Origin of the sequence: Tepidimonas sp. HKU77, from assembly GCF_049728535.1 — a bacterium.
Classification (GTDB): domain Bacteria; phylum Pseudomonadota; class Gammaproteobacteria; order Burkholderiales; family Burkholderiaceae_C; genus Tepidimonas.
The window spans coordinates 364,546-388,720 of the sequence record NZ_CP187300.1 but is presented as its reverse complement, the minus strand read 5'-3'; the positions used below and the strand labels follow the sequence as shown (position 1 = coordinate 388,720).

The 24,175-nt window shown below is 71.5% G+C and carries 17 protein-coding genes; 8 read left to right on the top strand and 9 right to left on the bottom strand.

Annotated features, from left to right (window positions below; translation table 11 throughout):
• Nucleotides 1-20 precede the first annotated feature (20 nt).
• From recD to recC, 3 genes are read right to left on the bottom strand one after another with little or no spacing between them, the layout of a single operon-like run.
• On the bottom strand, nt 21-2,018 hold the full coding sequence (recD, locus tag ACPP3B_RS01780; protein ID WP_299021347.1) for an exodeoxyribonuclease V subunit alpha: 1,998 nt from the start codon (nt 2,016-2,018) through the stop codon (nt 21-23).
• Nucleotides 2,015-5,872: an exodeoxyribonuclease V subunit beta gene (gene recB / locus ACPP3B_RS01775; protein ID WP_424859542.1), complete on the bottom strand. Its 3,858-nt coding sequence runs from the start codon at nt 5,870-5,872 to the stop codon at nt 2,015-2,017. The genes recD and recB overlap by 4 nt, the downstream gene beginning before the upstream one ends.
• Entirely contained in the window at nt 5,869-9,549 is a 3,681-nt protein-coding gene (recC, locus tag ACPP3B_RS01770) for an exodeoxyribonuclease V subunit gamma (RefSeq protein ID WP_424859541.1), read from the bottom strand. Before recC ends, recB begins: the two co-directional genes overlap by 4 nt.
• A 62-nt stretch (nt 9,550-9,611) precedes the next feature.
• On the opposite strand from recC, the gene greB reads away from it, so the two are divergent.
• Nucleotides 9,612-10,181: a transcription elongation factor GreB gene (gene greB / locus ACPP3B_RS01765; RefSeq protein WP_299020772.1), complete on the top strand. Its 570-nt coding sequence runs from the start codon at nt 9,612-9,614 to the stop codon at nt 10,179-10,181.
• 36 nt (nt 10,182-10,217) lie between these two features.
• On the opposite strand, the gene ACPP3B_RS01760 is transcribed toward greB, so the two are convergent.
• The 4 genes from ACPP3B_RS01760 to ACPP3B_RS01745 all read right to left on the bottom strand — a co-directional run bounded on the left by ACPP3B_RS01760 (nt 10,218) and on the right by ACPP3B_RS01745 (nt 14,345).
• On the bottom strand, nt 10,218-12,509 hold the full coding sequence (locus tag ACPP3B_RS01760; protein WP_299020770.1) for a RelA/SpoT family protein: 2,292 nt from the start codon (nt 12,507-12,509) through the stop codon (nt 10,218-10,220).
• 64 nt (nt 12,510-12,573) lie between these two features.
• On the bottom strand, nt 12,574-12,777 hold the full coding sequence (gene rpoZ, locus ACPP3B_RS01755) for a DNA-directed RNA polymerase subunit omega (RefSeq protein ID WP_299020768.1): 204 nt from the start codon (nt 12,775-12,777) through the stop codon (nt 12,574-12,576).
• Between the two features lie 15 nt (nt 12,778-12,792).
• The gene (gene gmk, locus ACPP3B_RS01750) at nt 12,793-13,428 is read right to left on the bottom strand and encodes a guanylate kinase (RefSeq protein ID WP_299020767.1); all 636 of its coding nucleotides are present in this window, start codon (nt 13,426-13,428) and stop codon (nt 12,793-12,795) included.
• A gap of 5 nt (nt 13,429-13,433) precedes the next feature.
• A complete protein-coding gene (locus ACPP3B_RS01745) occupies nt 13,434-14,345 on the bottom strand; it encodes a YicC/YloC family endoribonuclease (protein ID WP_424860127.1) in 912 nt (303 codons plus the stop codon).
• A 73-nt stretch (nt 14,346-14,418) separates the two neighbouring features.
• On the opposite strand from ACPP3B_RS01745, the gene ACPP3B_RS01740 reads away from it, so the two are divergent.
• Genes ACPP3B_RS01740 through ACPP3B_RS01710 form a run of 7 tightly spaced genes read left to right on the top strand, consistent with a single transcriptional unit; the run spans nt 14,419 to nt 22,406 of the window.
• Nucleotides 14,419-15,435 (top strand): serine/threonine-protein kinase, encoded by a 1,017-nt coding sequence (locus ACPP3B_RS01740; RefSeq protein ID WP_424859540.1) that lies wholly within the window; start codon nt 14,419-14,421, stop codon nt 15,433-15,435.
• The gene (locus tag ACPP3B_RS01735; protein ID WP_424859539.1) at nt 15,432-16,373 is read left to right on the top strand and encodes a PP2C family protein-serine/threonine phosphatase; all 942 of its coding nucleotides are present in this window, start codon (nt 15,432-15,434) and stop codon (nt 16,371-16,373) included. Before ACPP3B_RS01740 ends, ACPP3B_RS01735 begins: the two co-directional genes overlap by 4 nt.
• Before the next feature lie 15 nt (nt 16,374-16,388).
• Entirely contained in the window at nt 16,389-17,153 is a 765-nt protein-coding gene (gene rph, locus ACPP3B_RS01730) for a ribonuclease PH (protein ID WP_299020763.1), read from the top strand.
• 4 nt (nt 17,154-17,157) lie between these two features.
• On the top strand, nt 17,158-17,787 hold the full coding sequence (locus tag ACPP3B_RS01725; RefSeq protein ID WP_424859538.1) for a non-canonical purine NTP pyrophosphatase: 630 nt from the start codon (nt 17,158-17,160) through the stop codon (nt 17,785-17,787).
• A complete protein-coding gene (gene hemW, locus ACPP3B_RS01720) occupies nt 17,784-19,010 on the top strand; it encodes a radical SAM family heme chaperone HemW (RefSeq protein WP_424860126.1) in 1,227 nt (408 codons plus the stop codon). The genes ACPP3B_RS01725 and hemW overlap by 4 nt, the downstream gene beginning before the upstream one ends.
• A 58-nt stretch (nt 19,011-19,068) precedes the next feature.
• Nucleotides 19,069-19,764, top strand: a complete 696-nt coding sequence (locus ACPP3B_RS01715; RefSeq protein ID WP_299020881.1) for a CBS domain-containing protein — start codon at nt 19,069-19,071, stop codon at nt 19,762-19,764.
• Nucleotides 19,761-22,406 (top strand): DUF349 domain-containing protein, encoded by a 2,646-nt coding sequence (locus tag ACPP3B_RS01710; RefSeq protein WP_424859537.1) that lies wholly within the window; start codon nt 19,761-19,763, stop codon nt 22,404-22,406. The genes ACPP3B_RS01715 and ACPP3B_RS01710 overlap by 4 nt, the downstream gene beginning before the upstream one ends.
• Here ACPP3B_RS01710 and ACPP3B_RS01705 read toward each other — a convergent pair.
• Nucleotides 22,384-23,343, bottom strand: a complete 960-nt coding sequence (locus ACPP3B_RS01705; RefSeq protein ID WP_299019300.1) for a zinc-dependent peptidase — start codon at nt 23,341-23,343, stop codon at nt 22,384-22,386. The two genes, ACPP3B_RS01710 and ACPP3B_RS01705, sit on opposite strands and share 23 nt — an antisense overlap.
• Nucleotides 23,340-24,158 (bottom strand): UDP-2,3-diacylglucosamine diphosphatase, encoded by an 819-nt coding sequence (locus ACPP3B_RS01700; protein ID WP_299019302.1) that lies wholly within the window; start codon nt 24,156-24,158, stop codon nt 23,340-23,342. The genes ACPP3B_RS01705 and ACPP3B_RS01700 overlap by 4 nt, the downstream gene beginning before the upstream one ends.
• Nucleotides 24,159-24,175: the final 17 nt, after the last annotated feature.

Below are 24,175 nucleotides of genomic sequence, written 5' to 3'. Positions count from 1 at the left end.
GTTCGAAATGCTTGGCCCGCCTATGGTAGCGCGTCCAGCACGGCCTGGCGCAGGCCGCTGTCGCGCTGGGTGAGGCGGGCAGTTGCCCGCCGCACCGTGTCGTGGCCGCCGGGCAACACGAGTGTCAGGCGCTGGCGGGCACGGGTGATGCCGGTGTAGAGCAGCTCGCGCGTCAGCACCGGGGTATCGGCCTGGGGGGGCAGCACGAGCAGCACATGGTCGAACTCTGAGCCCTGGGACTTGTGCACGGTCAGCGCAAAGGCGGTCTGGACGTCGGGCAATTGCCCGGGCAGGGCCCAGCGCACGCCCTCGGGCTGGTCCGGGGCGGCGAAGGCCACGCGCCAGCGGGGGCGACGTACCGGGTCGTCCGGGTGTGGCGGGTGCGGCAAGACCAGCCCCAGATCGCCGTTCATCAGGCCCAGCGCCGGGGCATTGCGGGTGACGAGCACGGGGCGGCCGGCGTACCAGCCGTCGTGCCCGTGCGCGGCGGGGGGCAGGTCCAGCCACCCGGCCCGCTGCAGCCAGCGCGCGATGCGCTGGTTGAGCCCGGCTACGCCCCAGGGCCCATCGCGCAGCGCGCACAGCACCTGAAAGCGGGCGTGCGCCGCCAGCAGCGCGCGCGCCCAGGCGGCCCGCGCGGCCGCGCCGTCGTCATCGGGGCCCGCACGCAGCCGCTGCAACCAGGGCAGCAGACCGTCGAACACGACGCGCTGCCAAGCCGCTTCCCAGGCGGCATCGCTGCTGTCTGGCGTCCGGGGGATGACGGTCACGTCGGGCAGGGGCGTGGCGAGCAGCGCCTGCACGTCCGCCTCGGCGCCATGGTTGACTGCCGCGGCCCAGCGGCCGATACCGCTGTCGCCGCCAAAGCGGTGGCTGTGGCGCAGCATCACCACCGCCTGGTCCAGTGCCGTGCCGGCGGGGTCGATCAGGCCGCTGGGGAGGGTCTGCCCAGTGGCCTGCTGCAGCCAGTCGGCCACCTCGGGCCGGTAGTGGCCGTCGGCGGCGCGCTCGCACAGTTGGGCGAGCACGGCACCGGCTTCTACCGAGGCGAGCTGGTCGGCGTCGCCGATCAGCACCAGCCGCGTGTGGGCGGGAATGGCCTGCAGCGCATCGTGCAGCAGTTCCAGATCGACCATCGAGGCCTCGTCGATGACCAGCAGGTCGAGCCACAGCGGGTTTTCCGGGTGGTGGCGCGCGCCCGTGCCGTCACCGCGTCGGCCGATGAGGCGGTGCAGCGTGCGGACCTCGGCGGGCACGGCCTCGCGCAGGGTGGTCCGTGCGGCTTCGGACAGTGGCAGTGCGCCCCAGGGCATGCGCTCGAGCGCCACCGCGATGGACTGGCTCAGGCGGGCCGCGGCTTTGCCGGTGGGGGCGGCCAAGCCGATACGCCAGGGCGATCGTCCCTCCGACAGCGCCAGCCCTTGCAACAGGGTGAGCAGGCGCACGACGGTGGTGGTTTTGCCCGCCCCAGGTCCACCGGTGAGGATGGCCAGCGGCGCGCGCGCGGCCAGGGCCGCGCCGATGCACTGCCAGTCCGGCTGGGTGGGGCGTTGCGCGGGCGGGCCAAAGAGGGCGTCCAGCCACGGGCGCAGCCGGTGTGGATCGAGCGTATCGGTTGCTGGCAGGCGCAACCGCTTGGCCAGGGCGCGTGCGACGGCTTGCTCACGCACCCAGTGGCGCCACAGGTACAGCCGCGTCCCGTGGCGCACGAGCGGGGTGGGCGTGCTGCCGTCGCCGATCCAGTGCGGATGGTCGAGCGCGGCCGGGAGGGTGGCCCAGCGCTGCCGCAACCAGCGCGTGCAGGGGCCTGCGCTGTCGTCGGCGGTGTCGAGCAACGACAGGCAGATGTGACCATCGCCGACACGGCGGCTCAAGCAGGCCGCGGCCAACAAGGCGGGTACCGGCGCGTCGGGTACCTGCTCGCGGCCGAAGCGGGCCAATGCTGCGTCGCAGGGGCGCAGCTCTTGGCTCGCTAACCCGCGGGCCAACCAGGCTTGGAGTTCGTCCGGTGTGCTCATACGGCCTCCGCAGCGGTGTGGCCCGATAGCGCGGCATCCAAGCGTTCGATGAGTGCGACCGGCGCGGGCAGTGCATAGACACCGCGGCCCGGCGTGGCCAGCCCGCGCCAGAAGACACACAGCGCACCCCCTAAGTGGTGCGCAGGGGAGTAGCTGGGCAAGCGCTGCCGCAGCAGGCGGTGCAGGGCCACCAGGTACAGCACCGCTTGCAGGTCGTAGCGGTGCGCCGCCACGGCGGCCTGTACGGCCTGCGGGTGGTACGCGGAGTCATCGCCGCCCAAGGCGTTCGATTTGTGGTCCAGTACGTAGTAGCGCCCCCCGTGCTCGAACACCAGATCGATGAACCCTTTGAGCATGCCCTCGAGCACGGTGGGGCGCAGCGCGGGGCGGGGGTCGAGCCCGGGCACGTGCGCCCGCACCCAAGCGTCGAGCGTGGCCGCCTCCAGCCGCTGCGCGCCGAGCCAGAATTCCCACTCTGGCTGCACGGCGCGCAACTGGCTGAGCGCGACCGCGGTGTCTGCCACGCCGGGCAGCGGCAGCGGGGTGGCCATCATGGCGCCCGCCCATTGCGCCAGATCCGCCGCGTCGGACTCCAGGCGGTTGGTCGGCCAGCCGTGGCGCTCCAGCACGGCCTGGGCCATCGATGCCAGTTGCGCGGGCTGGGTGGCAATGTGTGCGAACCCCTGGTGCGCACACTGCTCCAGCAGGGCGTGCAGGGCGGTGCCCGCCTGCGGCCCGCGTGGCCAGCGGTGCCAGGCGGCCGGCGGCGTGGCGGGAGCCGCCACGGGATCGCGGGGGTCGGCAAGGGCGTCCGGCAGCGCGAGGGTGCCGAGCGCCTCGTCGAATGGCTCATCGCGCGCCGAATCCGATGCGGCGGTCGGGTAGGAGGGGGCGGCATCCCCGGCGTCCTCGCCCGTTGGGGCGAGCAGCGCGGTGTAGCTGGCGATCCACCAGAGAGGCCGTGGCGAGGACGGCGCGATGCGGGCGGCCACCGGGGTGGGGGCGTCGTTGGCACCCGGCGTGTCTGCCGCTGGTGTCCAGCGCAGTGTCGGCTGCGCGGCGTCCCAGGTCTGGACGGCGATGACCGCACAGCCCTGGGCCAGCGCCTGGGCGCGCGCGCCGAGCCCGTCGTCGGCGTTGGACGCGGGCAGGGCGTCGATGCCCAGCACATGGCCCAGGGCGCTGGTGGGCAGCGTGTCCGTGGCCGCCAGTCCTACCCAGGTGGCGTGGCGCGCGCGTGTCAGCGCCACGTAGAGCCGCCGGACGTCCTCGGCGCGGCGCTCGGCATCGGCGCGCTCGACCGCGTGTGTCCAGCGCTCGCCCTCGTCGCTCAGGGTGATCTGTAGCCGACCCTCGTCGTCATGCCAGGTCAGGCAGCGCACCCCGCGGCCCGAGACCTTGCCATCGATGGATTTGGCGTGCATCGCAAAGGGGTAGCACACGACCGGGTATTCGAGCCCCTTGGATTTGTGCACGGTGACGATGGGGATGCGCTCGCGCTCGCTGTCCAGGCGCAGCTGCGCCGTGGCGCTGTCGTCGCCCGCGGCGGCGGTGCCGCGCAGCGCCCGCTGGCGCGCGCGTTGCAAGTGTTGCCAAACGGTGGCCATGCCATGCGGGGCGCCCGCCAGCGGGGCGGCGATGCGCTGCAGCAGCTCGGCCAGGTGCAGCAGGTTGGTCAGGGTGCGCTCACCGCTGTGCTCGCCAGCGCGTGCCAGCAGGCGCTGCGGCACCTGGAAGTCATGCAGCAACGCGCGCACGGCGGGCAGCACGCCGTGGCGCTGCCACAGGTCGTGGTAGCGCTCGAAGCGCTCGATCGTCTGCTCCCATGCGCCATCGTCGCTGGTCAGGCGCTCGATGTCGGCAGGCGTCAGATCCAGGCTGGCGGTGGCCAGCGCGGCCCGGATGGTGTCGCCATCGCGCGGGTGGGCACAGGCGTGCAGCCAGCGCGCCAGGTCTTCGGCTTCAGGGCTGGCGTAGACCGACTCCCGGTCGGACCGATAGACGCTGGCCAGGCCGCGCTGGCGCAGCGCCCGCTGCAGCGCCTGCGCCTCGTACCGGTCGTTGACCAGGATGGCGATGTCGGCAGGGCGCAGGGGCCGCCAGCCCTCGCCGGTCGACCAGCCCAGCCGGTGTTCGCTGGCCTGTTGCAACCACTGCACCACTTGGTTGGCGCAGGCGTCGGCCACGGCGTCGCGCAGGCGTTCTTTCGACCACGGCTCAGCGCCGGGTCGCACGTGCGCCAGGATCAGCGCGGGCAGCGCAGGGCCGCCGGGCCCCCGCGTCCATGGGGGTGCTCGCCCCTCGGCCTGCACGGGCACGAAGGGCAGCGGATCGTCGTCCCCGCGGCGAAACAGAAACGCCCCCTCGGCCCGCCGCGCCTGCGCGTGGTCAAAGACGTGGTTGACCGCGGCGACCATGTCGGCGCTGGAGCGGCGGTTGGTGTCGAGCCGCCACAGCCGCCCGCTGCACGCGCGGCGCGCCAACAGGTAACTGTGGATGTCGGCTTGCCGAAAGGCGTAGATGGCTTGCTTGGGGTCGCCGATGAGGATGAGGGCGGTATGGGGCGCCGGCTGCGCCAGGGTGTAGATGCGGTCGAGGATGTGCAGCTGGGTGGGGTCGGTGTCCTGAAATTCGTCCACCAGCGCGACCGGCCAGCGCGCGCGCGCGCGCGCCGCCAGTGCCGCGCCAGTGGGGCCATCCAAGGCCTGGGCCAGGCGGCGCAGCAAGCCGTCGAAGTCCACCTGGTCGCGCTGCGCCCATTGCTCGGCGATGCGGCGCTGCACCCAAACGGCCGCGTGGCGCCACAGCCAGCCCAGCGGCGAGGGCAGGCGCGGCAACGCCTCGAGCAGCGCGGGGATGCCATCCCAGATCGCCAGCGCGGCGACCGCGGGGGGGATGGCACCGTCCGGATACTGGGCCTGCAGCCAGTCGCGGCGCAAGCGCCCGAGGCCCGTGCCCAGTTTCGGGGGTTGGTCGTCGTCCGGATCCTGCGCCCAGCGCTGCAGGGTGTTCAGCCAGCGCTCGACGTCGCTGCGCCGTCCCAGTGTTTTGGGCAGGATGCCGGCGTCGAGCGCCTCCAGCGCGGCTTGCGCGTGCGACACCCAGGGTGTCTTGAGCGCGACGAGCGCCGCCTGGCGCGCGTCCAGGGCGCGTGCCAGTCCCTCGGCGACCGGGGTGTCGGCCAGCGGTGGGTCGGTGGCGTGCCAGCGGTCGGCGTGGGGCAGCAGTGGGCGCACCTCGGCCGCCAGCGCCTGCGGGCCGGTCCAGGTCTGCGCTACCCAGCGGGCCAACTCTGCAGGCAGCGGCTGGATTTGCAGGCGCCACAGGTCGGCGGCCGCTTCCTCGATGGCGTCGGCTGGGTCGGGCACGAGCGTGAGCGTGAACGGCGTGCCGCTGGCGAATGCCTGCTCGCGCAGTACGCGCTGGCACCAGCCGTGCAGGGTGGCGATGGCGGCTTCGTCCATCGCGTCGGCGGCATATTGCAACCGCTGGGCCAGCGCCGGCCAGTCCGTTGGTGGGTACAGGGCGCGCAGCGCGGCGATGGGCTGCAGCGCTTCGGGCCAGGCGTCGGGGTCGCGCTGCCCGTCGCGAAAGACCGAGGCCGCCTCGGCCAGGCGCTGCCGGATGCGGTTTTTCAGCTCCTGGGTCGCGGCGTCGGTGAAGGTGACGACCAGAATCTCGCGCGGGTGCAGCGCCCGCTCGATGGCCGCCGCGCCCGGATGTGGCCCCAGCACCAGCCGCAGGTAAAGCATGGCGATGGTCCAGGTTTTGCCGGTGCCGGCGCTGGCTTCGATGAGCTGGCTGCCCTGCAGCGGAAAGTCCCCGATGGATCGCAGGTCGTGCACGGTGCTCATGGCTGATCGTCGGCGTCGTGGCGAGGGGGTGATGACAGGGCGTCGCGCAGCGGCCGCAGCAGCGCGCGCGCCGTCTGCGCCAGCGGGCTGTGCTCGGCACCATCCAGTGGCCCGGCCAGGGCGGCGAAATCGGGGCAGGCGCGCCGCCAGTCGGGGTCGGTGTCGAGCACGCCGCGCTGGTGCTCGTTGCCTTCGTAGACCAGGCGCGCCGCGAGCCACGCGGCGCGGGCACCGGCGCGTTCTTCGTTGCGCAGCCAGGCGGCGGCACTCTTGGGTTCGAACCGGCAGGGAGCAGACATGCCGGCCCACCAGTGGCGCAGCAGGGACTCCCAAGCGGCATCGGCCTGCTCTGGTGACAGGGGCGACAACACAACCGCCCCGCGTGGGCTGAGTACCCAGGTGGCCAGTGGCCCGCCGGCGCGGTGGTGGGCCAGGTGCTGCACCCAGGCCGAGGTGAGCGTGTGCAGCCGGTACTGCCCGCCGTTGCCCGATGGGTTCTCGATGACGGCGCTGCCTTGCCACAGCAGCCGCGCGCGCGTGCCGTCCTCGGCGCGGTGGACGGGTCCGAGCGCATCGCGCACGCGCACCACGGGGTCGCACCCGGGGGCAGGTTCGTCCAGCCAGTCGGGCTGGGTCTGCGCCAGGGGGTGGCGGCGGAAAAATTCACCCGCCAGGGACCAGACGCGCCTGGCTTGCGTGTTCCAGTCGCCGGCGAGGGTGTCGCCAAACGTGCCGGGTGGCCACTCGCCACGGGCGATGGCGCGACGCCAGACGGCCTCGGCTGCGGCCAGCGCGGCCTTGAGCGGCGCACCGGCGCGCGCCTGACGCACCACGGCCGCCACCCACGCCGTATCCATGCGCCAGCGGCTCAGGCCGTCGGGTTCGAGGATGTCGCGGTCGTCATCGGCCGGTGCCGCGTCGGCCAAATGGACGCGCAGGCGCTGTTGAAAGAACGCCCGTGCCGGGTTGCGCAAGAAGGCGCCGAGCTGGGCGGTGTCCAGCGGGGCGTCGGGTGTCCACGGCGGCAGTGTCGCGGCGTCGTCGCGCGGCTGGCGCGCGGGCAGCCACTCGTGCGCGTAGCTGAACCACGGCAGGCCGGGCGGGGGCGGCTGCCGGGGGTCGGGCGTGGCGGGAAAGTAGGCCGCATCGAAGGGCTGCAGGCGGTGCCGGGTGGTCAGCGCCGCCAGCAGCGCGTCCCCAGCATCGTCCCGGTCGCACCCGGTCAGCCGCCAGCCGGCGGCGATGTGCTGGCGCAGCTGTGCGACCAGCGCGGACGGGGCGCGCTCGCCGTCGTCCACCGGGCTGTGACCCACCCACGACAACGTCAGCCGCTCGCGCGCCGACAGCAAGGCCTCCAGAAACAGGTACTGGTCCTCGTGGCGGCGCTGCCGGTCACCCGGGCGTGGGTGCAAGGCCATGAGGTCGAAGTCGTCCGCCGTGTGCCGCCGCGGGTAGGACGCATCGTCCATGCCCAGCAGGTGGATGACGCGAAACGGCACCGCCCGCATGGGCAGCAGCGTCGCGACGGTGAGCGTGCCGTTGAGAAAGCGCTGCCGTGGCGGGGGCAGGGCGGCGCGCGCGAGCCACGCTTCGGCCACCACGGCCAAGGGCAGTGGTTCTGACCCGGCGGCAGCGGCCTCCAGGCCCCACTCCAGCGCCGCGCTGCGCAGCCGTTGCAGCGCGCGCACTTCCGCGGGGTCGGCCTGGGGGGCGTCGACGTCGAAGCAGTCGTCGAGCAACGCCAGCAGCCGCGGCACCCAAGCAGCCGCGTCGGTCGGTGTGGCCAGGCTGTGCGTCAGCCGCTGCAGGGTATCGATCACGGTTTGCAGGCGCTCGATGCCGTCGACTTCCAGCGGCGAGACGCCGCCCACGGGCACGCTGCCGCGCCATTCGGTGTCGTCGGGGCCGAGGACATAGCCCAGCCAGAGCCGCTGCAGGCCGTCGCGCCAGCTCAGCCGCGCCGCGTGCGCATCGGCCGGATCCACCAGGCCCAGCTGCACGCGGTGGGCGACGTCGATTCCCCAGCGGATGCCAGCGTCGGCGATCCAGCGCTGCAGCCGTTCGCGCTGGTCGAGGGTGATCCGGAAGCGGCGCGCGAACGCTGGCACGTCGAGCCAGCCCAGCACCTCGCTCGCGCCCAGGCGTCTGCGCGGCAGCGCCAGCAGCTCGGCGACGGCTTGCTGCAGGCGCGTGCCGGCGTCTTCGACCCAGTCGCTGATAGTGTAGGGCACATGGCGCGGATCGTGGCGCGGGATGCGGCCGAAGACGGCGTGAAACAGCGGTGCATAAACGGCCACGTCCGGCACCATCACCAGAATGTCGCGCGGCTGCAGCGTCGGGTCGCGGTGCAGCTCGGCCAGCACCTGATCGTGCAGCACCTCCACCTCGCGCAGCGCGGTGTGGCAGACGTGAAAGCGCAGCGAATCGTCGCGGGTGGGATCGACCGCTGACCAGCGCTGCCGTGTCTCGGCCAGCGGACGGCCATGCAGGATGTCGTCTTGCAGCTGGGCCAGCAGCGTGGCGCGCTCGGACGCCGCTTCGGCGCCGTCTGGCAGCGCGTCGAACAGGTCGACACGGTTGCCCCACGCGCGCAGCTGCGCATCCAGCGCATCGCGCAGCGGCCGGTCTTCGTGCGCCTGCAGCAGCGCAATGAAGTCGCGCCCCTGGCGGCCCCAGGCCGCAAGCAGCGGGTGGCTGTGTTGGGCGAGCGTGCCTTCGTCCAGCTGTGCGGGGCTGCCGGGGCGGCGCGCTGCGCGTTCGCGCCAACGCGCGTCGATGCGGGCCAGCCAGGCCGCGTCGGGGACGGTGTCGGCCCAGTAATACTGACACGGGTTGAGCACGCAGACCAAGATGGGCAGCCAACGTGCCGCCACGGCCAGCGCCTCCAGCACGGGTGGCGGCAGCGCGCTGAGCCCAAAGACGGTCAGCCGCGAGGGCAGCCCCGGGGGGCGCTCGCCGCATCCTGCAAGGGCAGCGGCCATAAAGGCTGCATGAATGTCGGCGCGGCTGGCACTGGGGATGGATTGGGCGTCGGCGCCGAGGTCGGCGCGGATGCGCCGCCACAAGGCGGACTGCCACTGCTGCTCCGGGGCCAGCGGGTGTGCGCGGCCGTGAGCGTCGCGCCACTGGTCGCGGCCCGCTGCCCAGTCGGCCAGCCAGTCGGCGCGGTAGACCTGGTACTGGTCGTACAGGTCGGCCAGCCGGTGCGCCAGTTGTCCGCGCTTGCGGCCGTCCGTGTCGTTGGCCAGATAGGCGCGCAGGGGGGCAAAGGGTTCGTCCGTCAAGGTGGGCAACAGGCGCCACAGGCGCCACGTCAGTGGCCCTTCGGCCAGCACCGGGGTGTCGGGCACGGCGTCGGTGCCGAGCACCGCGCGGTAGGCTTGCCACAGCCATTGCGCGGGCAACAGCCACTCGACCCCGGCGGCGATGCCGCCCGGCGCGGCAGCCATGGTCTGCCGGATCCACTGCCCCACGCCGTGCGACGGCACGAGCCAGACGTCGTTGTCCAGCGGCGGTAGGGGCTGTTGCCGGTTCCACTGCAGCGCCACCTCGAGCAGGCGCTCGGCCCGGTTGCCGTGCACCACCACCAGGCCGGAGGCCGGCGCGCCACCGTGGGGGCGGCTACCCGGGCCGCTGACGGCGTCGGTGCTGGGGTTCTCCCTGTGGTTGGTTGGCATGGCGTGATGGTAGCAAGCCGCGCGCCGCGCCGATCGGCTGGCGCTGGTGTAAGGTTCGCCCCATGAGCAAGGCATTCACCAAGGAACTCGACACCGACGACGAGGACGATCTGCCCGAGGCGCGCCTGCCCCAGGGCAGCCGCAACTACATGACGCCCGCGGGTTACGCCCGGCTGCGCGCGGAGCTGATGCACCTCATCGACGAGGAGCGGCCGCGCGTGGTCGAAACCGTGTCCTGGGCGGCCAGCAACGGCGACCGCTCGGAAAACGGCGACTACCTCTACGGCAAGAAGCGCCTGCGCGAGATCGATCGCCGCATCCGTTTTCTGACCAAGCGGCTCGAGCGCGCCGAGGTCGTCGATCCCAGCGTGCACCACGGCAAGGACCAGGTGTTTTTTGGCGCCACGGTCACCTTCGCCCGCGCCGATGGCAGCGAAGAGACGGTGACCATCCTCGGCATCGACGAGGCGGACAGCCGCCAGGGCCAAGTGAGCTGGATTTCGCCCGTCGCCCAGGCGCTGCTCAAGGCGCGCGAAGGCGACGAGGTGCGCTTGCGCACGCCCGCCGGGGTGGAGGTGCTCGAAATCGTGCGCGTGCAGTACCCCGCGCCTGACGGTGGCACACCGTCTTGAGCGTCGCCGCAGCGCCAGTCGTGCCGTGTGCGCGCGTCACTGGCCGGCGTCGGCCGATCGCGCGGGCCGCTGGCGCTGCGCACGCAACACCGATGGCGTGCGGCGCAGCTGTCGCAAGACCTGCGCCAGATGCACGCGGTCGCGCACCGCGATCGTGAAGCGCAGCTCGGTGGTGGACTGGGCGGCCTCGTCACCCATGTGGATGTGGGTGATGTCGGCTTCAGCGGTGGCGATGGCGGCCGCCACACGCGCCAGCACACCTTTGCCGTTGCTGACGGTCACGACGACCGTCGACTCGAACGGGCGGGTGAGATCCTCGGCCCACTCGACTTCGAGAAAACGTTCGCGGTCGCGGTGCAGCAGCCGGCGCACGACCGGGCAGTCCTCGGTGTGCACGGCCAGCCCCTCACCGCGGCCCAGGTAGCCGACGATGCGGTCACCGGGGATCGGCCGGCAGCACGGCGCGTAGACCACGGACGCGCCTTCACTGCCATCGAGCGTGACCACGCCCTGGCTGGGTTGGTCCTCGGTCGGGGTGCCAAAGCGCTCCTGGCTGATGAGCAGCACGTCGGGGCGAGTGCCGGCTTCGGCCATCAGCGCGGCGAGCTTCTTTCCCACCATGCCCGCGATGCGGCGCCCGAGGCCGATGTCGATCAACAGCTCGTCGCGCGTGCGGTTACCGGTGAAGCGCAGCAGCTTGTCCCAGATCGGCTGACCCGCCGCGTCCTCCGTCGGCAGGTTGGGAATACCTTCCGCGCGCAACGCCTGTTGCAGCAGGCGCTCGCCCAAGGCGCGCGATTCTTCTTGGGCCAGCGTCTTGAGGTAATGACGGATCTTGGAGCGCGCGCGGCCGGTCTTGACGAAACCGAGCCACGCAGGGTTGGGTTTGGCGTGCGGCGAGGTGGTGATTTCCACCACGTCGCCGTTGTGCAGTTCGGTGCGCAGCGGTACCTGCTCGCCATTGACCGTGGCACCGATGGCGCGGTGGCCGACGTCGCTGTGGATGGCGTAGGCGAAGTCGACCGCCGTGGCCCCCCGGGGCAGCGCCAGGATCTTGCTCTTGGGCGTGAAGACGTAGACGGAGTCCGGAAAGAGGTCGATGCGCACGTGGTCCCAGAATTCGCCCGAATCCTTGGTCTCTTGCTGGATGTCGAGCAGCGACTGCAGCCACTGCGCGTTGAGCGTCTGTGCCGAGGCGTCTCCCGCCTCACCGACCTTGTACAGCCAGTGCGCGGCGATGCCGGATTCAGCCACCACATCCATGGTGGGCGTGCGCAGCTGAAATTCGATTGCCGTGCCGAACGGCCCGACCAGCGTCGTGTGCAGCGACTGGTAGCCGTTGACCTTGGGGATGGCGATGTAGTCCCGAAACTTGCCCGGCAGGGGCTTGTAGAGCTGGTGCAACACGCCCAGCGCGGTGTAGCAGTCCAGCACCTGCGGGACGATGATGCGAAAGCCGTAGATGTCGGTCACCTGTGCGAATGACAGGTGTTTGGTATCCATCTTGCGGTAGATGGAGTACAGGGTTTTTTCGCGCCCGGTGATGTGCACATCCAGGCCGCTGTCGCGAAACGCGGCCTCGACCTCGCCTTGCACGCGAGCGATCAAGTCGTGGCGACGTGCACGCGAGCGCGCCAGGGCCTTGGACAGCGCCTGGTAGCGCCAAGGATGCAGGTAGCGAAACGCCAGGTCCTGCAGCTCGCGATAGAGATTGTTGAGCCCGAGACGGTGCGCGATCGGGGCGTAGATGTCGAGCGTCTCGCGTGCGATGCGCGCCCATTTGTGGCGCGGCATGTCGCCCATGGTGCGCATGTTGTGCAGCCGGTCGGCCAGCTTGATGAGGATGACGCGCACGTCGCGCGCCATGGCCAGCAGCATTTTGCGAAACGACTCCGCCTGGCCTTGCTCGCGGCTATCGAACGCCAGCTTGTCCAGCTTGGTCAGGCCATCGACCAGGTCGGCAACCGCGGCGCCGAAGCGCTCGGTCAATTCGGCTTTGGAGACGCCACAGTCCTCCAGCACGTCATGCAGCAGGGCTGCACACAGGGCCTGCGCGTCGAGCTTCCATTCGGTGCACAGCTGCGCGACCGCGATCGGGTGTGTGATGTAGGGGTCACCGTTTTTGCGCATCTGGCCCAGGTGGGCCTGGTCGGCGAAGCGGTACGCCTGGCGTACCTGCTCGACCTCGTGCGCGGACAGATAACCCAGCCGGGACTCGAGTGCCGCAAAGCTGGCCGCTGCCGCACTCGCCGCTGCCTGAGGGGGCGTGGCGGGCGGACGGGCGCCGAATGAGGTGCCAACGGCTAAGCTTAGGGTTTCGACACTCACCCTGCTAATGTAAACAAAAAAGGCGCTCGGTGTGAGCGCCTGGTTTTGCGCGCACGCGCGCCGGTCAGACCGGGACCTTGCGCAGCATCTCGAGCCCGACCAGCCCAGCGGCGATTTCTCGCAGGGCCGTCACGGCGGGTTTGTTGCGGGATTCGATCTTGGGCGCGTGGCCTTGGTTGAGCATGCGCGCGCGGTAAGTGGCCGCGAGCACGAGCTGGAAGCGGTTCGGAATCTTCTCCAGGCAATCCTCGACGGTGATGCGTGCCATGGAAACCTCCGGCAGTTAGCAAGTAGGGGGTTGGGGAATGCCCAAGGCCTGAAAGACCTCGGCCCGGGCGCGCCGCTGTGCCGCTACCCGCAGCCGCTGCGAGTGCGTGATCGTTTTGAGGTCGAACAGCGCGCGCTCGAAAACCTCATTGATTATAACGTAGTCGAATTCGTGGACGTGGGCCATCTCCTGCGCCGCGTTGCGCAGGCGCAGCTCGATGACGTCATCGCTGTCTTCGCCGCGGCGCTGCAGCCGGCGCCGCAGCTCGTCCCAACTGGGCGGCAAGATGAAAATCAGCACCGCGTTGGCAAACTGGCGACGGATCTGCAGCGCGCCCTGGTAGTCGATCTCGAGCACGATGTCGGCGCCGGCCGCGATCTTGTCTTCGATAGCTTTGCGCGATGTGCCGTAGCGCCGGTTGTGCACCTGCGCCCACTCGACGAAGGCGTCGGCCTCGATCATGCGGTCGAACTCGTCGTCGCTGACGAAGTAGTACTCGCGCCCGTGCACCTCCTGCCCGCGCGGCGCGCGCGTGGTGTGCGAGACCGACAGCTCCATGCGCGAGTCGACCTCGAGCAGCGCCTTGACCAGGCTGGACTTGCCGGTGCCGCTGGGTGCGGCCACGACGAACAGATTGCCAGGGTAATCCATGCGGTTCATTCGAGGTTTTGGACCTGTTCGCGCAGCTGCTCGATCAGCACTTTCATGTCGACCGACAGGCGCGTGAGTTCGAGGCTGGCCGACTTCGAGCCCAGCGTGTTGGCTTCGCGGTGCAGCTCTTGGATCAGGAAGTCGAGCCGCTTGCCGACCTCGCCGCCGCGCTCGAGCAGCCGCTCGATTTCCGTCAGGTGTGACTGCAGCCGGGTAAGCTCCTCGGCCACGTCCACCCGCACGGCGAAGGCCGCCGCTTCGGCCAACGCGCGCTCCTGCAGCGCGGCGGGGTCGGCTGGCGTGGCACCCAGCGCATCGTGAAAACGCTGCAAGAAGCGCTCCCGCTGCTGTGCCACGACCTGCGGCACGAGGGGGGCGGCCTGCTCGGCGAGCGCGCGCAGTTGCGCCACCCGGTCCCTCAGCATCGCTACCAGCCGGGCGCCTTCGCGCTCGCGCGCCGCGTTGAAGTCATCGAGCACGCGCTGCGCCAGTGCGAGCAGCGGCTCACGCCAATCCGTACCAGAGGCATTTCCGCGCTGGGCGAGCTGCAGCACTTCGGCCACCGAGAGTCCCCGGGCCTGCGGCAGCCAGGCTTGCACTTGCTCCTGTACGCCCGACAGCCGCTGCAGCTCGACCGCGCTGGGCGCGCGCAGCGCTGCCTCGCCCCGTTGCTCGATCCAGGCGCGCAGTTCCACCTTGCCGCGCCGTACGCGTGCCGCGACACACTCGCGCAAGGCGGGCTCGGCAGTACGCAGCTCGTCGGGCAGGCGCAGCGACAGGTCCAGAAAGCGGCTGTTGACGGCGCGCACCTCTAACCCGATGGTGCCCATCGCGCGCTGGGGGGCATCGGTGTCGGCCCGTGCCGCTGCGGGGTCGGTTTGCCCCGTGGCATAGCCGGTCATGCTGTACACTGGCATTGGCATTTCAGATGGAGGGCGGCCCCGCGGGCGGCGTCGGTCGCTGGGGGCGGGGGTTGCGCATGCACCGATTATGTCAAAGACCAAGCCAGCTCCCCTGCCGCCAGACACCGTGATCGGCGGCTACCGGATCGTGCGCCTGCTAGCGGCCGGTGGCTTCGGGCTGGTCTATCTGGCCCTCGACGCCCATGGCCAGGAGGTCGCGATCAAGGAGTACCTGCCGGCCTCGCTCGCGATGCGAGCCCCCGGCGAGCTGCTGCCGGTCGTGGCGCCGGACAAACAAGCCTTGTATCGCTTGGGCCTGCGCAGCTTTTTTGAGGAAGGCCGCGCACTGGCGCAAATTTCGCACCCGGCGGTCGTGGGCGTCCTCAATTTCTTTCGCGAAAACGAGACTGTCTACATGGTGATGGACTACCTGCGCGGCGCATCGCTGCAGGAGTTCATCGTCGCCGCACGCAGTCGGCAGCGCAAAAAGGTGCTGCGCGAAGCGACCATACGCTCGCTTTTCGACGAGATTTTGCGCGGGTTGCGCATCGTGCACCAGCACAAGATGCTGCACCTCGACATCAAGCCGGCCAACATTTTCATCACGGACGACAACCGCGCGGTGCTGATCGACTTCGGCGCGGCGCGCGAGGTGCTCAACACCGAAGGCACGTTCGTGCGGCCCATGTACACCCCCGGCTTTGCCGCGCCCGAGATGTACCGCCGCACCGGGGGAGCGGGGTTGGGGCCGTGGACCGACATCTACGCCATCGGCGCCTGCCTGTACGCGTGCATGCAGGGCTATCCGCCGCACGATGCGCCCCAGCGCCAGGACAAGGACCGGCTGCCGGCCTCGCTGGCCCGCTTGCGCGGGGTGTACTCGGACAACCTGATCCAGGTGGTGCAGTGGTGCATGGCGCTCGACCCCCTGTCGCGGCCGCAGTCGGTGTTTGCACTGCAACGCGAGCTGGCGCGCGAGGACTCGCTCGAGGAGGCGGTCGCGGCGCCGTGGTGGCAGCGCTGGCGTGACCGTCTCGGTCTGACGCGCACGGCGTCGGCGGCCACCCCGCAGAGTCAGCGTTCCAGCTTTCTGGAGCCGCCGTGAAGTTTTCCGTCTACCAGGCCAGCCACATCGGCGGGCGGGCGCGCAACGAAGACCGCGTGGGCTACACCGACACCCGACAGGCCGTGCTGCTGGTGCTGGCCGACGGCATGGGGGGGCATCCCGACGGGGACCAGGCGGCGGACATCGCGGTGCGCACCTTCGTGCAAGCTTTCGTCGGGCAAGCCGTCCCGAAGCTGGCCGACCCCCGGGCGTTTCTGGAGGCGACCGTGATGCAAGCCAGCCAGGCCATCGTCGATTTTGCCCACGCGCATCACCGCACCGAGCATCCCCGCACGACGGTCGTGGCTGCCGTGGTGCAGGACGGCGAGCTGACCGCGCTGCACAGCGGCGACTCGCGCCTGTACTGGGCGCGGGACGGGCGGTTGGTCGCGCGCACGCGCGACCACAGCTACCACGACAAGCCGGAGCTGTTCGCCACGCGGCCCGCCAGCGTGTCCCGCAGCGTGTTGTTCACCTGTCTGGGATCGGACACGCCGCCGCTGTACGATGTGCTGGGGCCGGTGGCGTTGCGGCATGGCGATCGCGTGCTGTTGTGCTCCGACGGGCTGTGGGCAGTGATGGACGACGACGACCTGGCCTCCGGCCTGTATGGGGTGCCGCTGGCCGATGCGGTGGCGCAGCTGTCCGAGCTGGCCGTGCGGCGGGGCGGGCGGCACGGTGACAACGTCTCGCTCATCGGGCTGGAGTGGCAGGCCGACGATGGATTTCCCTCCACTCAGGTGCTCGAGCCGGCGTGGCTGGCGCACGCGGCGGCTGCGCCCGCCCCGCTGCCGGCTGAGGGGTTGCCCGCTGCCGAGCTCGACGACGCCGAGATCGAGCGTACCATTGCCGAAATCAACGACGCCATCCGTCGCACCCGGCGCCAGACACCCCCGGCCCAGGTGCCGACGCGACCGGAGCGCAAGCGCCCCTCTTGAACTTCGACCCTTTCCATGACCGACGACACGTTTCTGACAGCCAGTGCCCAGCGCCGCCACGACGGCCGCGCCCCCGACGAATTGCGCCCGGTGCGCATCACCCGCGGCTACACCGTCCACGCCGAGGGATCGGTGTTGATCGAGTTCGGCCGCACGCGCGTGCTGTGCACGGCGTCGGTGGAAGAGCGCGTGCCGCCGCACAAAAAAGGCAGCGGCGAGGGCTGGGTGACGGCGGAGTACGGCATGCTGCCGCGCTCGACCCACACCCGCAGCGAGCGCGAGGCGGCGCGCGGCAAACAAAGCGGCCGCACGCAGGAGATCCAGCGCCTCATTGGCCGCTCGCTGCGTGCGGTATTCGACCTGGCGGCGTTGGGCGAGCGCACCCTGACGCTGGACTGCGACGTGCTGCAGGCCGATGGCGGCACGCGCACCGCCGCCATCACCGGCGCCTACGTGGCCGCGCACGATGCGGTGCAGCGCCTGCTGGCGGAAGGCAAGCTCGAGCGCAACCCGATCCGGCACCCGGTGGCGGCGGTGTCGGTGGGCATCGTGGACGGCGTGCCGGTGCTCGATCTGGACTACGTGGAGGACGCGGGCTGCGCGACCGACATGAACGTCGTCATGACCGGGGCCGGGCAGTATGTCGAGGTGCAGGGCACGGCCGAGGGCGAGCCTTTTGGCCGTGAGGCGTTGCAGCGTCTGCTCGAGCTGGCCGAGCGCGGCATCCAGCAACTCATCGCCCTGCAGCGTGCGGTGCTGGCGGGCGCCGAGGTGGGGTGAGGCGATGACCGCACCGGTCATACCGCGCCGTCTGGTGCTGGCGTCCAACAACGCGGGCAAGCTGGCGGAGTTGCAGGCCTTGTTCGCGCCGCTGGGGCTGGAGCTGGTCACGCAGGGCAGTCTGGGCATTCCCGAGGCGCCCGAGCCGCACCGCACGTTTCTAGAAAACGCGCTGGCCAAGGCGCGCCATGCGGCCGCGGCCAGCGGCCTGCCCGCGCTGGCCGACGACGCCGGCCTGTGCGTCGCGGCCTGGGGGGGGCGGCCGGGCGTCGACACCGCGCATTTCTGCACGCAGTTCGGCTACCCCAAGAGCGACGCCAACAACGTGCGCGCGCTGCTGGAGCAAATGCGTGGCGTGACCGACCGGCGCGCCGCCATGGTCAGTACCCTGGTGGCGCTGCGCCACGCGGACGACCCCGAGCCGCTGGTGGCCACGGGCCGGGTCGAGGGGGTGATCACCCACGAGCCAGTGGGTGAGGGCGGCTTCGGTTTCGATCCGGTCATGTTTCTGCCCACGTTCGGCTGCACCTTCGCCCAGCTGCCCACTGACGTCAAGAATGCGCACAGCCACCGCGGACGTGCTGCACGTGCGATGCTGGCGTTGATGCAGGAGCGCGCGTGGCCGCAGCCATGAGCCCGACGCCGGTCGCTGCCGAGGCGGTGCTGCAGTGGCAGCGCCCGGGTCAGCTCCGTCTGACGCACCTGCCGCCGCTGGCGCTGTACATCCATCTGCCGTGGTGCCTGCGCAAGTGTCCGTACTGCGACTTCAACTCGCACGAGTGGGGGGCGGCCAAGCACCAGCGCGGGCCGCTGCCTCAGCGCGACTATGTGCGCGCGCTGCTGGTCGATCTGGAGGCGAGCCTGCCGCAGGTGTGGGGGCGGCCGGTGGTCAGCGTCTTCATCGGCGGCGGCACGCCCAGCCTGTTCGACCCCGAGGTCATCGGCGAGCTGCTGTCGCAGGTGCGCGCGCGCCTGCCGCTGGAGCCGGATGCCGAGGTCACGCTGGAGGCCAACCCGGGTACGTTCGAGCGCGCGCGCTTCGCTGCCTTTCGCGCCGCTGGCGTGACGCGGCTGAGCATCGGGGTGCAAAGCTTCGACGACCGCTTTTTGCGCGCGCTCGGACGCGTGCATGACGCGGCGCAGGCCCGCGCGGCCGTCGAGGAGGCGGCGCGCCACTTCGAGACCTTCAACCTCGACCTGATGTACGCGCTGCCCGGGCAGACCTTGCCCGACCTGCAGCGCGACCTGGACGTGGCGTTGGCGGTGGCGCCGCCGCACCTGTCGGTCTATCACCTGACGATCGAGCGCAACACCGCGTTTGCGCACCAGCCGCCGGTGCTGCCGGACGACGACACGGCAGCGGCCATGCTGGACGCGATCACCGAGCGCACGGCGGCCGCCGGTCTGCAGCGCTACGAGGTCTCTGCCTATGCCCGGCGCGGGCATCGCTGTCGGCACAACCTCAACTACTGGCAGTTTGGCGACTACCTGGGCATCGGCGCCGGGGCGCACGGCAAACTCAGCTTTGCCGAGCGCATCATGCGCCAGGTGCGCTGGCGTGACCCGGCGCGCTATGTCGAGCAGGCGCTGGCGGGCCAGCCGGTGGCGCAGGAACACGAGGTCACGGCGCGCGACCTGCCCTTCGAATTCATGCTCAACGCGCTGCGCTTGCGCGACGGCTTTGCGCTGCGCACCTTTAGTGAACGCACGGGCTTGCCGATGAAGGCGGTATCGGCGACGATCGAACAGGCGCGCGAGCGCGGCTGGCTGGTCGTGCGTGACGACGGCTGGGTGGCACCCAGCGCGCTGGGGTTCGACTGGTTGAGCGATCTGCAGGCGCTGTTCCTGCCCGACTGACGGCCTCTCCCCGCAGTCGGCGCAGCCACGCGGCGGCGCTGCGCACTGGAGGGTGAACATGCTGGCCATCTACGGCACCTCGGGCCTGATGTACCGCGGCCCGATCGAAGATCTGCGGCGCGTGTTGCCCACGCTGCAGTCCGCGCGCGTGCGGGCGCTGTCGACGCCGGTGGACCGGCCTGATTTTGCCGACAGTGGCTATTCGTTGCTGGCGGAGCGGGCGCACGCGCGCGACGGTGCGGCGCCGCCCCTGCCGCGGCCCGCCGCCGCGGCCGTGCAGGCGTATGGCGAGGTGCAGCACCCCGCGCCGCAGCGCCACCCGCTGGAGCATGTGCGGGACGTGATGGCGGCGCAGACCGTCACGGTCGACGAGAGCATGACGGTGGCCGATGGCTGGCGCCGCCTGGCGGAGCAGGACGTGGGACAGGCCCCGGTGCTCGATGCGCAGGGGCGGCTGGTGGGCTTGTTTACCCGTGGCCAGCTGCTCAGCCCGGAGCGCCTGCCCCGCCCGGAGGACAGCGTCCTGGTCTGGCGCAGCTTTCTGGCGCAGCCTCTGGCGGCCATCATGATCACCCCGGTGCCCGCCGTCACCCCCGAAACCCCGCTGCGGCGCCTGGCGTTGGCGCTGCTGGTCACGGGATTGCCGGGGCTGCCGGTGGTCAGCGAGGCGGGCGGATTGATCGGCTTCGTCTCGCGCAGCGACGTGCTCAAGGCCGTGGTGCACGACCCGCCGCTCGACCTGTGGGCCGGGTGAGCGACAATAAGGCGTTGGCACCGGCACGCACGCGCGATGCCGCCATCCTCGTTTTCTTTTTCGTCACCCGTCTTGCCCAGCGGCCAGACCGCGCCCCAACCGTGAACGCGTCCGAATCTTCCTCCGCGAAAGCCACTTTGTCCGAACTCGACCAGCGCACCGGCGGCGCCTTCACCGCGCCCACCTCCGGCGAGCGTGCGGCCCGCCTGCGCGACTGGCTGGCGACCGACCCCTCGATCGAGGCGTTGTCCGAGGTCTACCGCGAACTCGCGGGGCGCGACAAAGGGGCGGCCAAGCTGGTGCGCGAGCGCCTCGACGAGCGGCGCCGCGCGCGTGCACAAGACGCCATTGCCGCCGAGTGGGCGGCCCGTGCCGAGGCCTTGCTGGCCGCGCCGCGCCTGAATCTGGCCGACGCCATGGCCTGGCAGCGCGACGCTGCCAAGGCCGGTGCGCCGCTGTCGCGCGAGCCGCTGGCGGGCCTGCGCCAGCGCCTGAGTGAACGCATGAAGGCGATCGAAGATTTACAAACCCGCATCCAGGTCGAACGCGAAGCGGCGGGGCTGCTCGTGCAGCGCATCGACCTGCTGTCGACCAAACCGGTGGCTGATGCGCAGGCCGCGCGCGACGCGCTGGCCCAAGACGTGCAGGACTGGCAGCAGCGCGCAGCGGCGTTGGTCGAGTCGCCCGGCTGGGCGGATCTTGATCCGCGCTACCCGGCCCAGCTCGACGGCGCACGCCAGCAGCTCGAGGCGGTGTGGCAAGCTTTCGATGCCGCGCTGGCGCAGGCGGTGGCGGCGCTGGCCGACGGCCAAGCGCCCCTGCCCGGCGTGCCGGTCTGGGCCGACGAGATTCGCGCCGCGCGCGGCGAGCCATCGCCCGCGCGCGAGGAAAGCGCTGTGCCCGTGCCGAAGGCGGTGCAGGCGTTGGCGCAGTCGGTGTTGCTGCCGGCCATCGAGGCGCTGGAGCGTGAGCTGGCCGAGGGCCACACCAAGGCGATGGGGCGCTACGCCGGTGAACTGCGCCATGCGGTCAAAGTGCACGGTCGCCATGCGGGCCCCGAGCTCGAGGCACGCGCCCAAGCGGCGTTGGCCAAGGCCAAAGAGTTGGAAGACTGGCAGCGCTGGCGCGCCGACCAGTTGCGCGAGGGGCTGCTGGCCCAGGCGCTGGCCCTGACCCAGGGGCCGGAGACCGAGCGCCCCACCGGGCGCAAGCTGCAGGAAACGATCCGGCAGCTGCGCGAGCAGTGGAAGCAAATCGACCAGGGGGGCACCTCGAACCACGCGCTGTGGAAGCGCTTCGACGAGGCATGCAACCAGGCGTATCAGGCGGTGGAGGCCTGGCGGCGCGAGCTCAAAGCGCAAAACGAAGCTGCGCGCCAGGCGCGCTTGGCCCTCATCGAGGAGGTCAAGGCTTGGACGGCCGCCCACGCCGACAGCGACGACTGGCGCGCGCAGCTGCGCGATTTGCATGCCTTTGCCGAACGCTGGCGCCAGGGCGGCCACGTGAGTGAAAAGACCTTTGCCGAGCTGCAGCCGCTGTGGAAAGCGGCGATGGCCGCGGCCCACGAGCGGATCGAGGCGGCGCAGGCCGACAGCGTGGCGCGGCGGCAGGCGCTCATTGCTGAGGCCCAGGCGCTGGCTGCCGAGCCGCGCCTGCGGCTCGATGCCGTCAAAGCGCTGCAGCAGCGCTGGCAGGAAGAGGCGCACCGCGTGCCCCTGGATCGCCGCAAGGAACAAAAGCTGTGGGAGGCATTCCGCCAGCCCATCGACGCCGCCTTTGCCCGCAAGAGCGCCGAGCGCGACAAGGCGCAGGCCGTCACCAGCCGGCTCGACGCCGCCGTGCTCGACGCGGCCCGGGCGCTGGAGGCAGCGTGCGCCAGCGACGACGCGCAGCAGATCCGCGCCGCCATGGCGGCCTTGCGCGCGGCCGCCGAGGGCGAAGGGGTGGCCGACGAGGACCCGGTGAGCGCGGCGGCTGCCCCGGCCGAGTCGGCGCCGGATGCCAGTGCCGCCACGCCCGAAGCGGCGGGTGCCGGGCCACGGCCCGTGGTCGCGCGCCGGGGTGACGATCGCCCCGGTGCTGCCCCGGTGGCGGCGCGCAGTGGGCCCGCAGACAAGGGCGCGTCGCTGCGCGCGCAGCGGCCGCCGCGCCCTGCGCGCAGCGATGTGGCGCCACGCCCGCGTTTGGGGGATGCGGCGTTTCGAGCCCAGCGGCAGGCCCTCGAGCAGGCAGAGGCAAAGCTGCGCCAGTTGGCCGCCCGTACCCAGGGCGAGGCGTTGTCGGCGCTGCTGGCCGCCTGGGCGACGCGCGACCCGGCCCGCATACCCGCGGCGCAGCAGTTGGGCGGGCGCCAGGCCGCGGCGGCGCGCAGCGCCTGGGTGCAAGCCTTGCAGCGCCCCCCCGCCGATGCGGCCCAGGCGATGCAGGCCTTGCTGCGGCTGGAGATCGCGGCCGAGGTGCCGACCCCAGCCGAGCACCTGGACGCCCGGCGCCAATTGCAGTTGCAGCTGCTGACGCGCCGACACGAGCCCGGCCCCGCCGAGACCTGGACGCAGGACGTGGCGCAGGTGCTGGCCAGTGCGCACGACCCGGCGGCCGAGCGGCGTCTGCAGGCCGCGCTCAGGGTGTTGCTGCGCCGCTGACGCTGCGGTCACCCAACCCGCCCGCGCCCGTGCCCGTGGTCGCATCGGGTGGGCGGCCGAAAAACGCATCGAACAGCTCGACCAGCCGCGGATGCTCGGCTGCCAGCCGTTCGCGCGCCACGCAATACGCCTCGCACGCGACGGCAAAGAACTCCGCCGGTGACTCGGCGCCATACGCGTCCAGCCAGGGGGCTGGGCCGCCGAAGCGCTCGTGCAGGGCCACGCGCTCGCGGTGCACCGCCAGCGCCTCGTGCAGCACGTCGTGCCAATGGCGCCGCGCCTGCGCGTCGGACAGCCCCAAAAAACCGGGCGGCAGCAGCGGGCAACCATCAGCGGGCTGGCCCAGTGGTTTGCCGTGCAGATCGATCGCGTGCGCGAATTCGTGGATCACCAAGTTGTGGCCGACTCCCGGCGCGGTGGGGCTGGCGCCCTGCACGCGCGGCCACGCCAGCACGATGGGGCCACCCTGCATGGCCTCGCCGGCCAGTTCTTCTTCGTAAATGTGTTCCACACCCGCGTCGTCGCGCACGCGGCGGGGGGCCACCACCTCGTCCGGGTGCAAGACGATACCGACGAAATCGTCGTACCACGCCAGCGCCGCCAGCCCGCGGTGGCGCAGCGGCAGGCACGCCTGCGCGGCCACCAGCAGCGCCATGCGATCGTCGACGACCAGCCCGTGTGCGCCGCTGAACTCTTTGCGCGCCAAAAAGGCGGCGCACAGGTCGCGCAGGCGTGCGCGCTCGTTGGCGTCGAGCGCCTGCAGCGGCGGCAATGCCGCCACCACGGGGTTCCACAAGGCGTCCGGGATGGCGCTGCCGTCGCCGCGCTGGGCACGCCGACGGCGCTGCCAGCGCTGCAGCCAGCGCCGCCATGTGCGGGCGAGCCGCCGCAGTCCACGCATCCAATCCGGGTCTGGTGTGGGGGCGGTGACGCTCATGGGGCCAGGGCGTCGGGCAGGGCGCGCGCCTGCCAGCCGCCCTGCGCATCCAGGCTGAGCACCTGCAGTCGCGCCGGGTGGGCTGCCGCGTCCCAGTCGCTGAGCACCAAGCGCCAGGCGCCGCCCGGCAGGCGGTGCGCGCCAGGGCGGTGGGTGTGTCCATGGATCAGCCCCGCCGCGCCCGCGTCGGCCACGGCGCGCGCGGCCGTGGCGGCATCGACGTCGGTGGGCGGGCGTCCGCTGGCCCGTTGCCGGGCCTGGTGCGCTTGGCTGCGTTCGCGCAGGGCGCGGGCCTGCTGCAGCCGCTGCGGCAGGGGTTGTGCCAAAAACGCCGCCTGCCAAGGCGCGGCGCGCACCTCGGCGCGAAACGCCTGATAGTCGCCGTCGTCCAGGCACCAGGCGTCGCCGTGGCTGAGCAGCCAACGCACGCCGCCCCACTCGAGCCGGGTCGGGTCGGCCAGCCGCTCGACACCCGTGGCGGCGGCAAAGGCGGCACCCAACAAGAAGTCACGGTTGCCGTGCATCACGTACACGGGCCGCCGACGCGCCAGGGCGCCGATCGCGCCCGCCTGCGCCTGTGCGAAGGCGATCTCGGGGTCGAGGGCCGGGTCGGCCGTCAGCACGTCGTCGCCCACCCATACCTCGAACAGGTCACCCAGAATCAGCAGCGCATCGAACGGGGCGGCAGCCAGGTACGACAACCAAGCGCGTGCGGTTGCTGGGTCTTGGGCGTGCAAGTGCACATCCGACACGCAGTCGACGCGGCGCCAAGTGGTCGGCGCATCGATGCGGTCGCGCAGCGTGGGGCCGTCCATGGCAGGCGCCGGTGCGC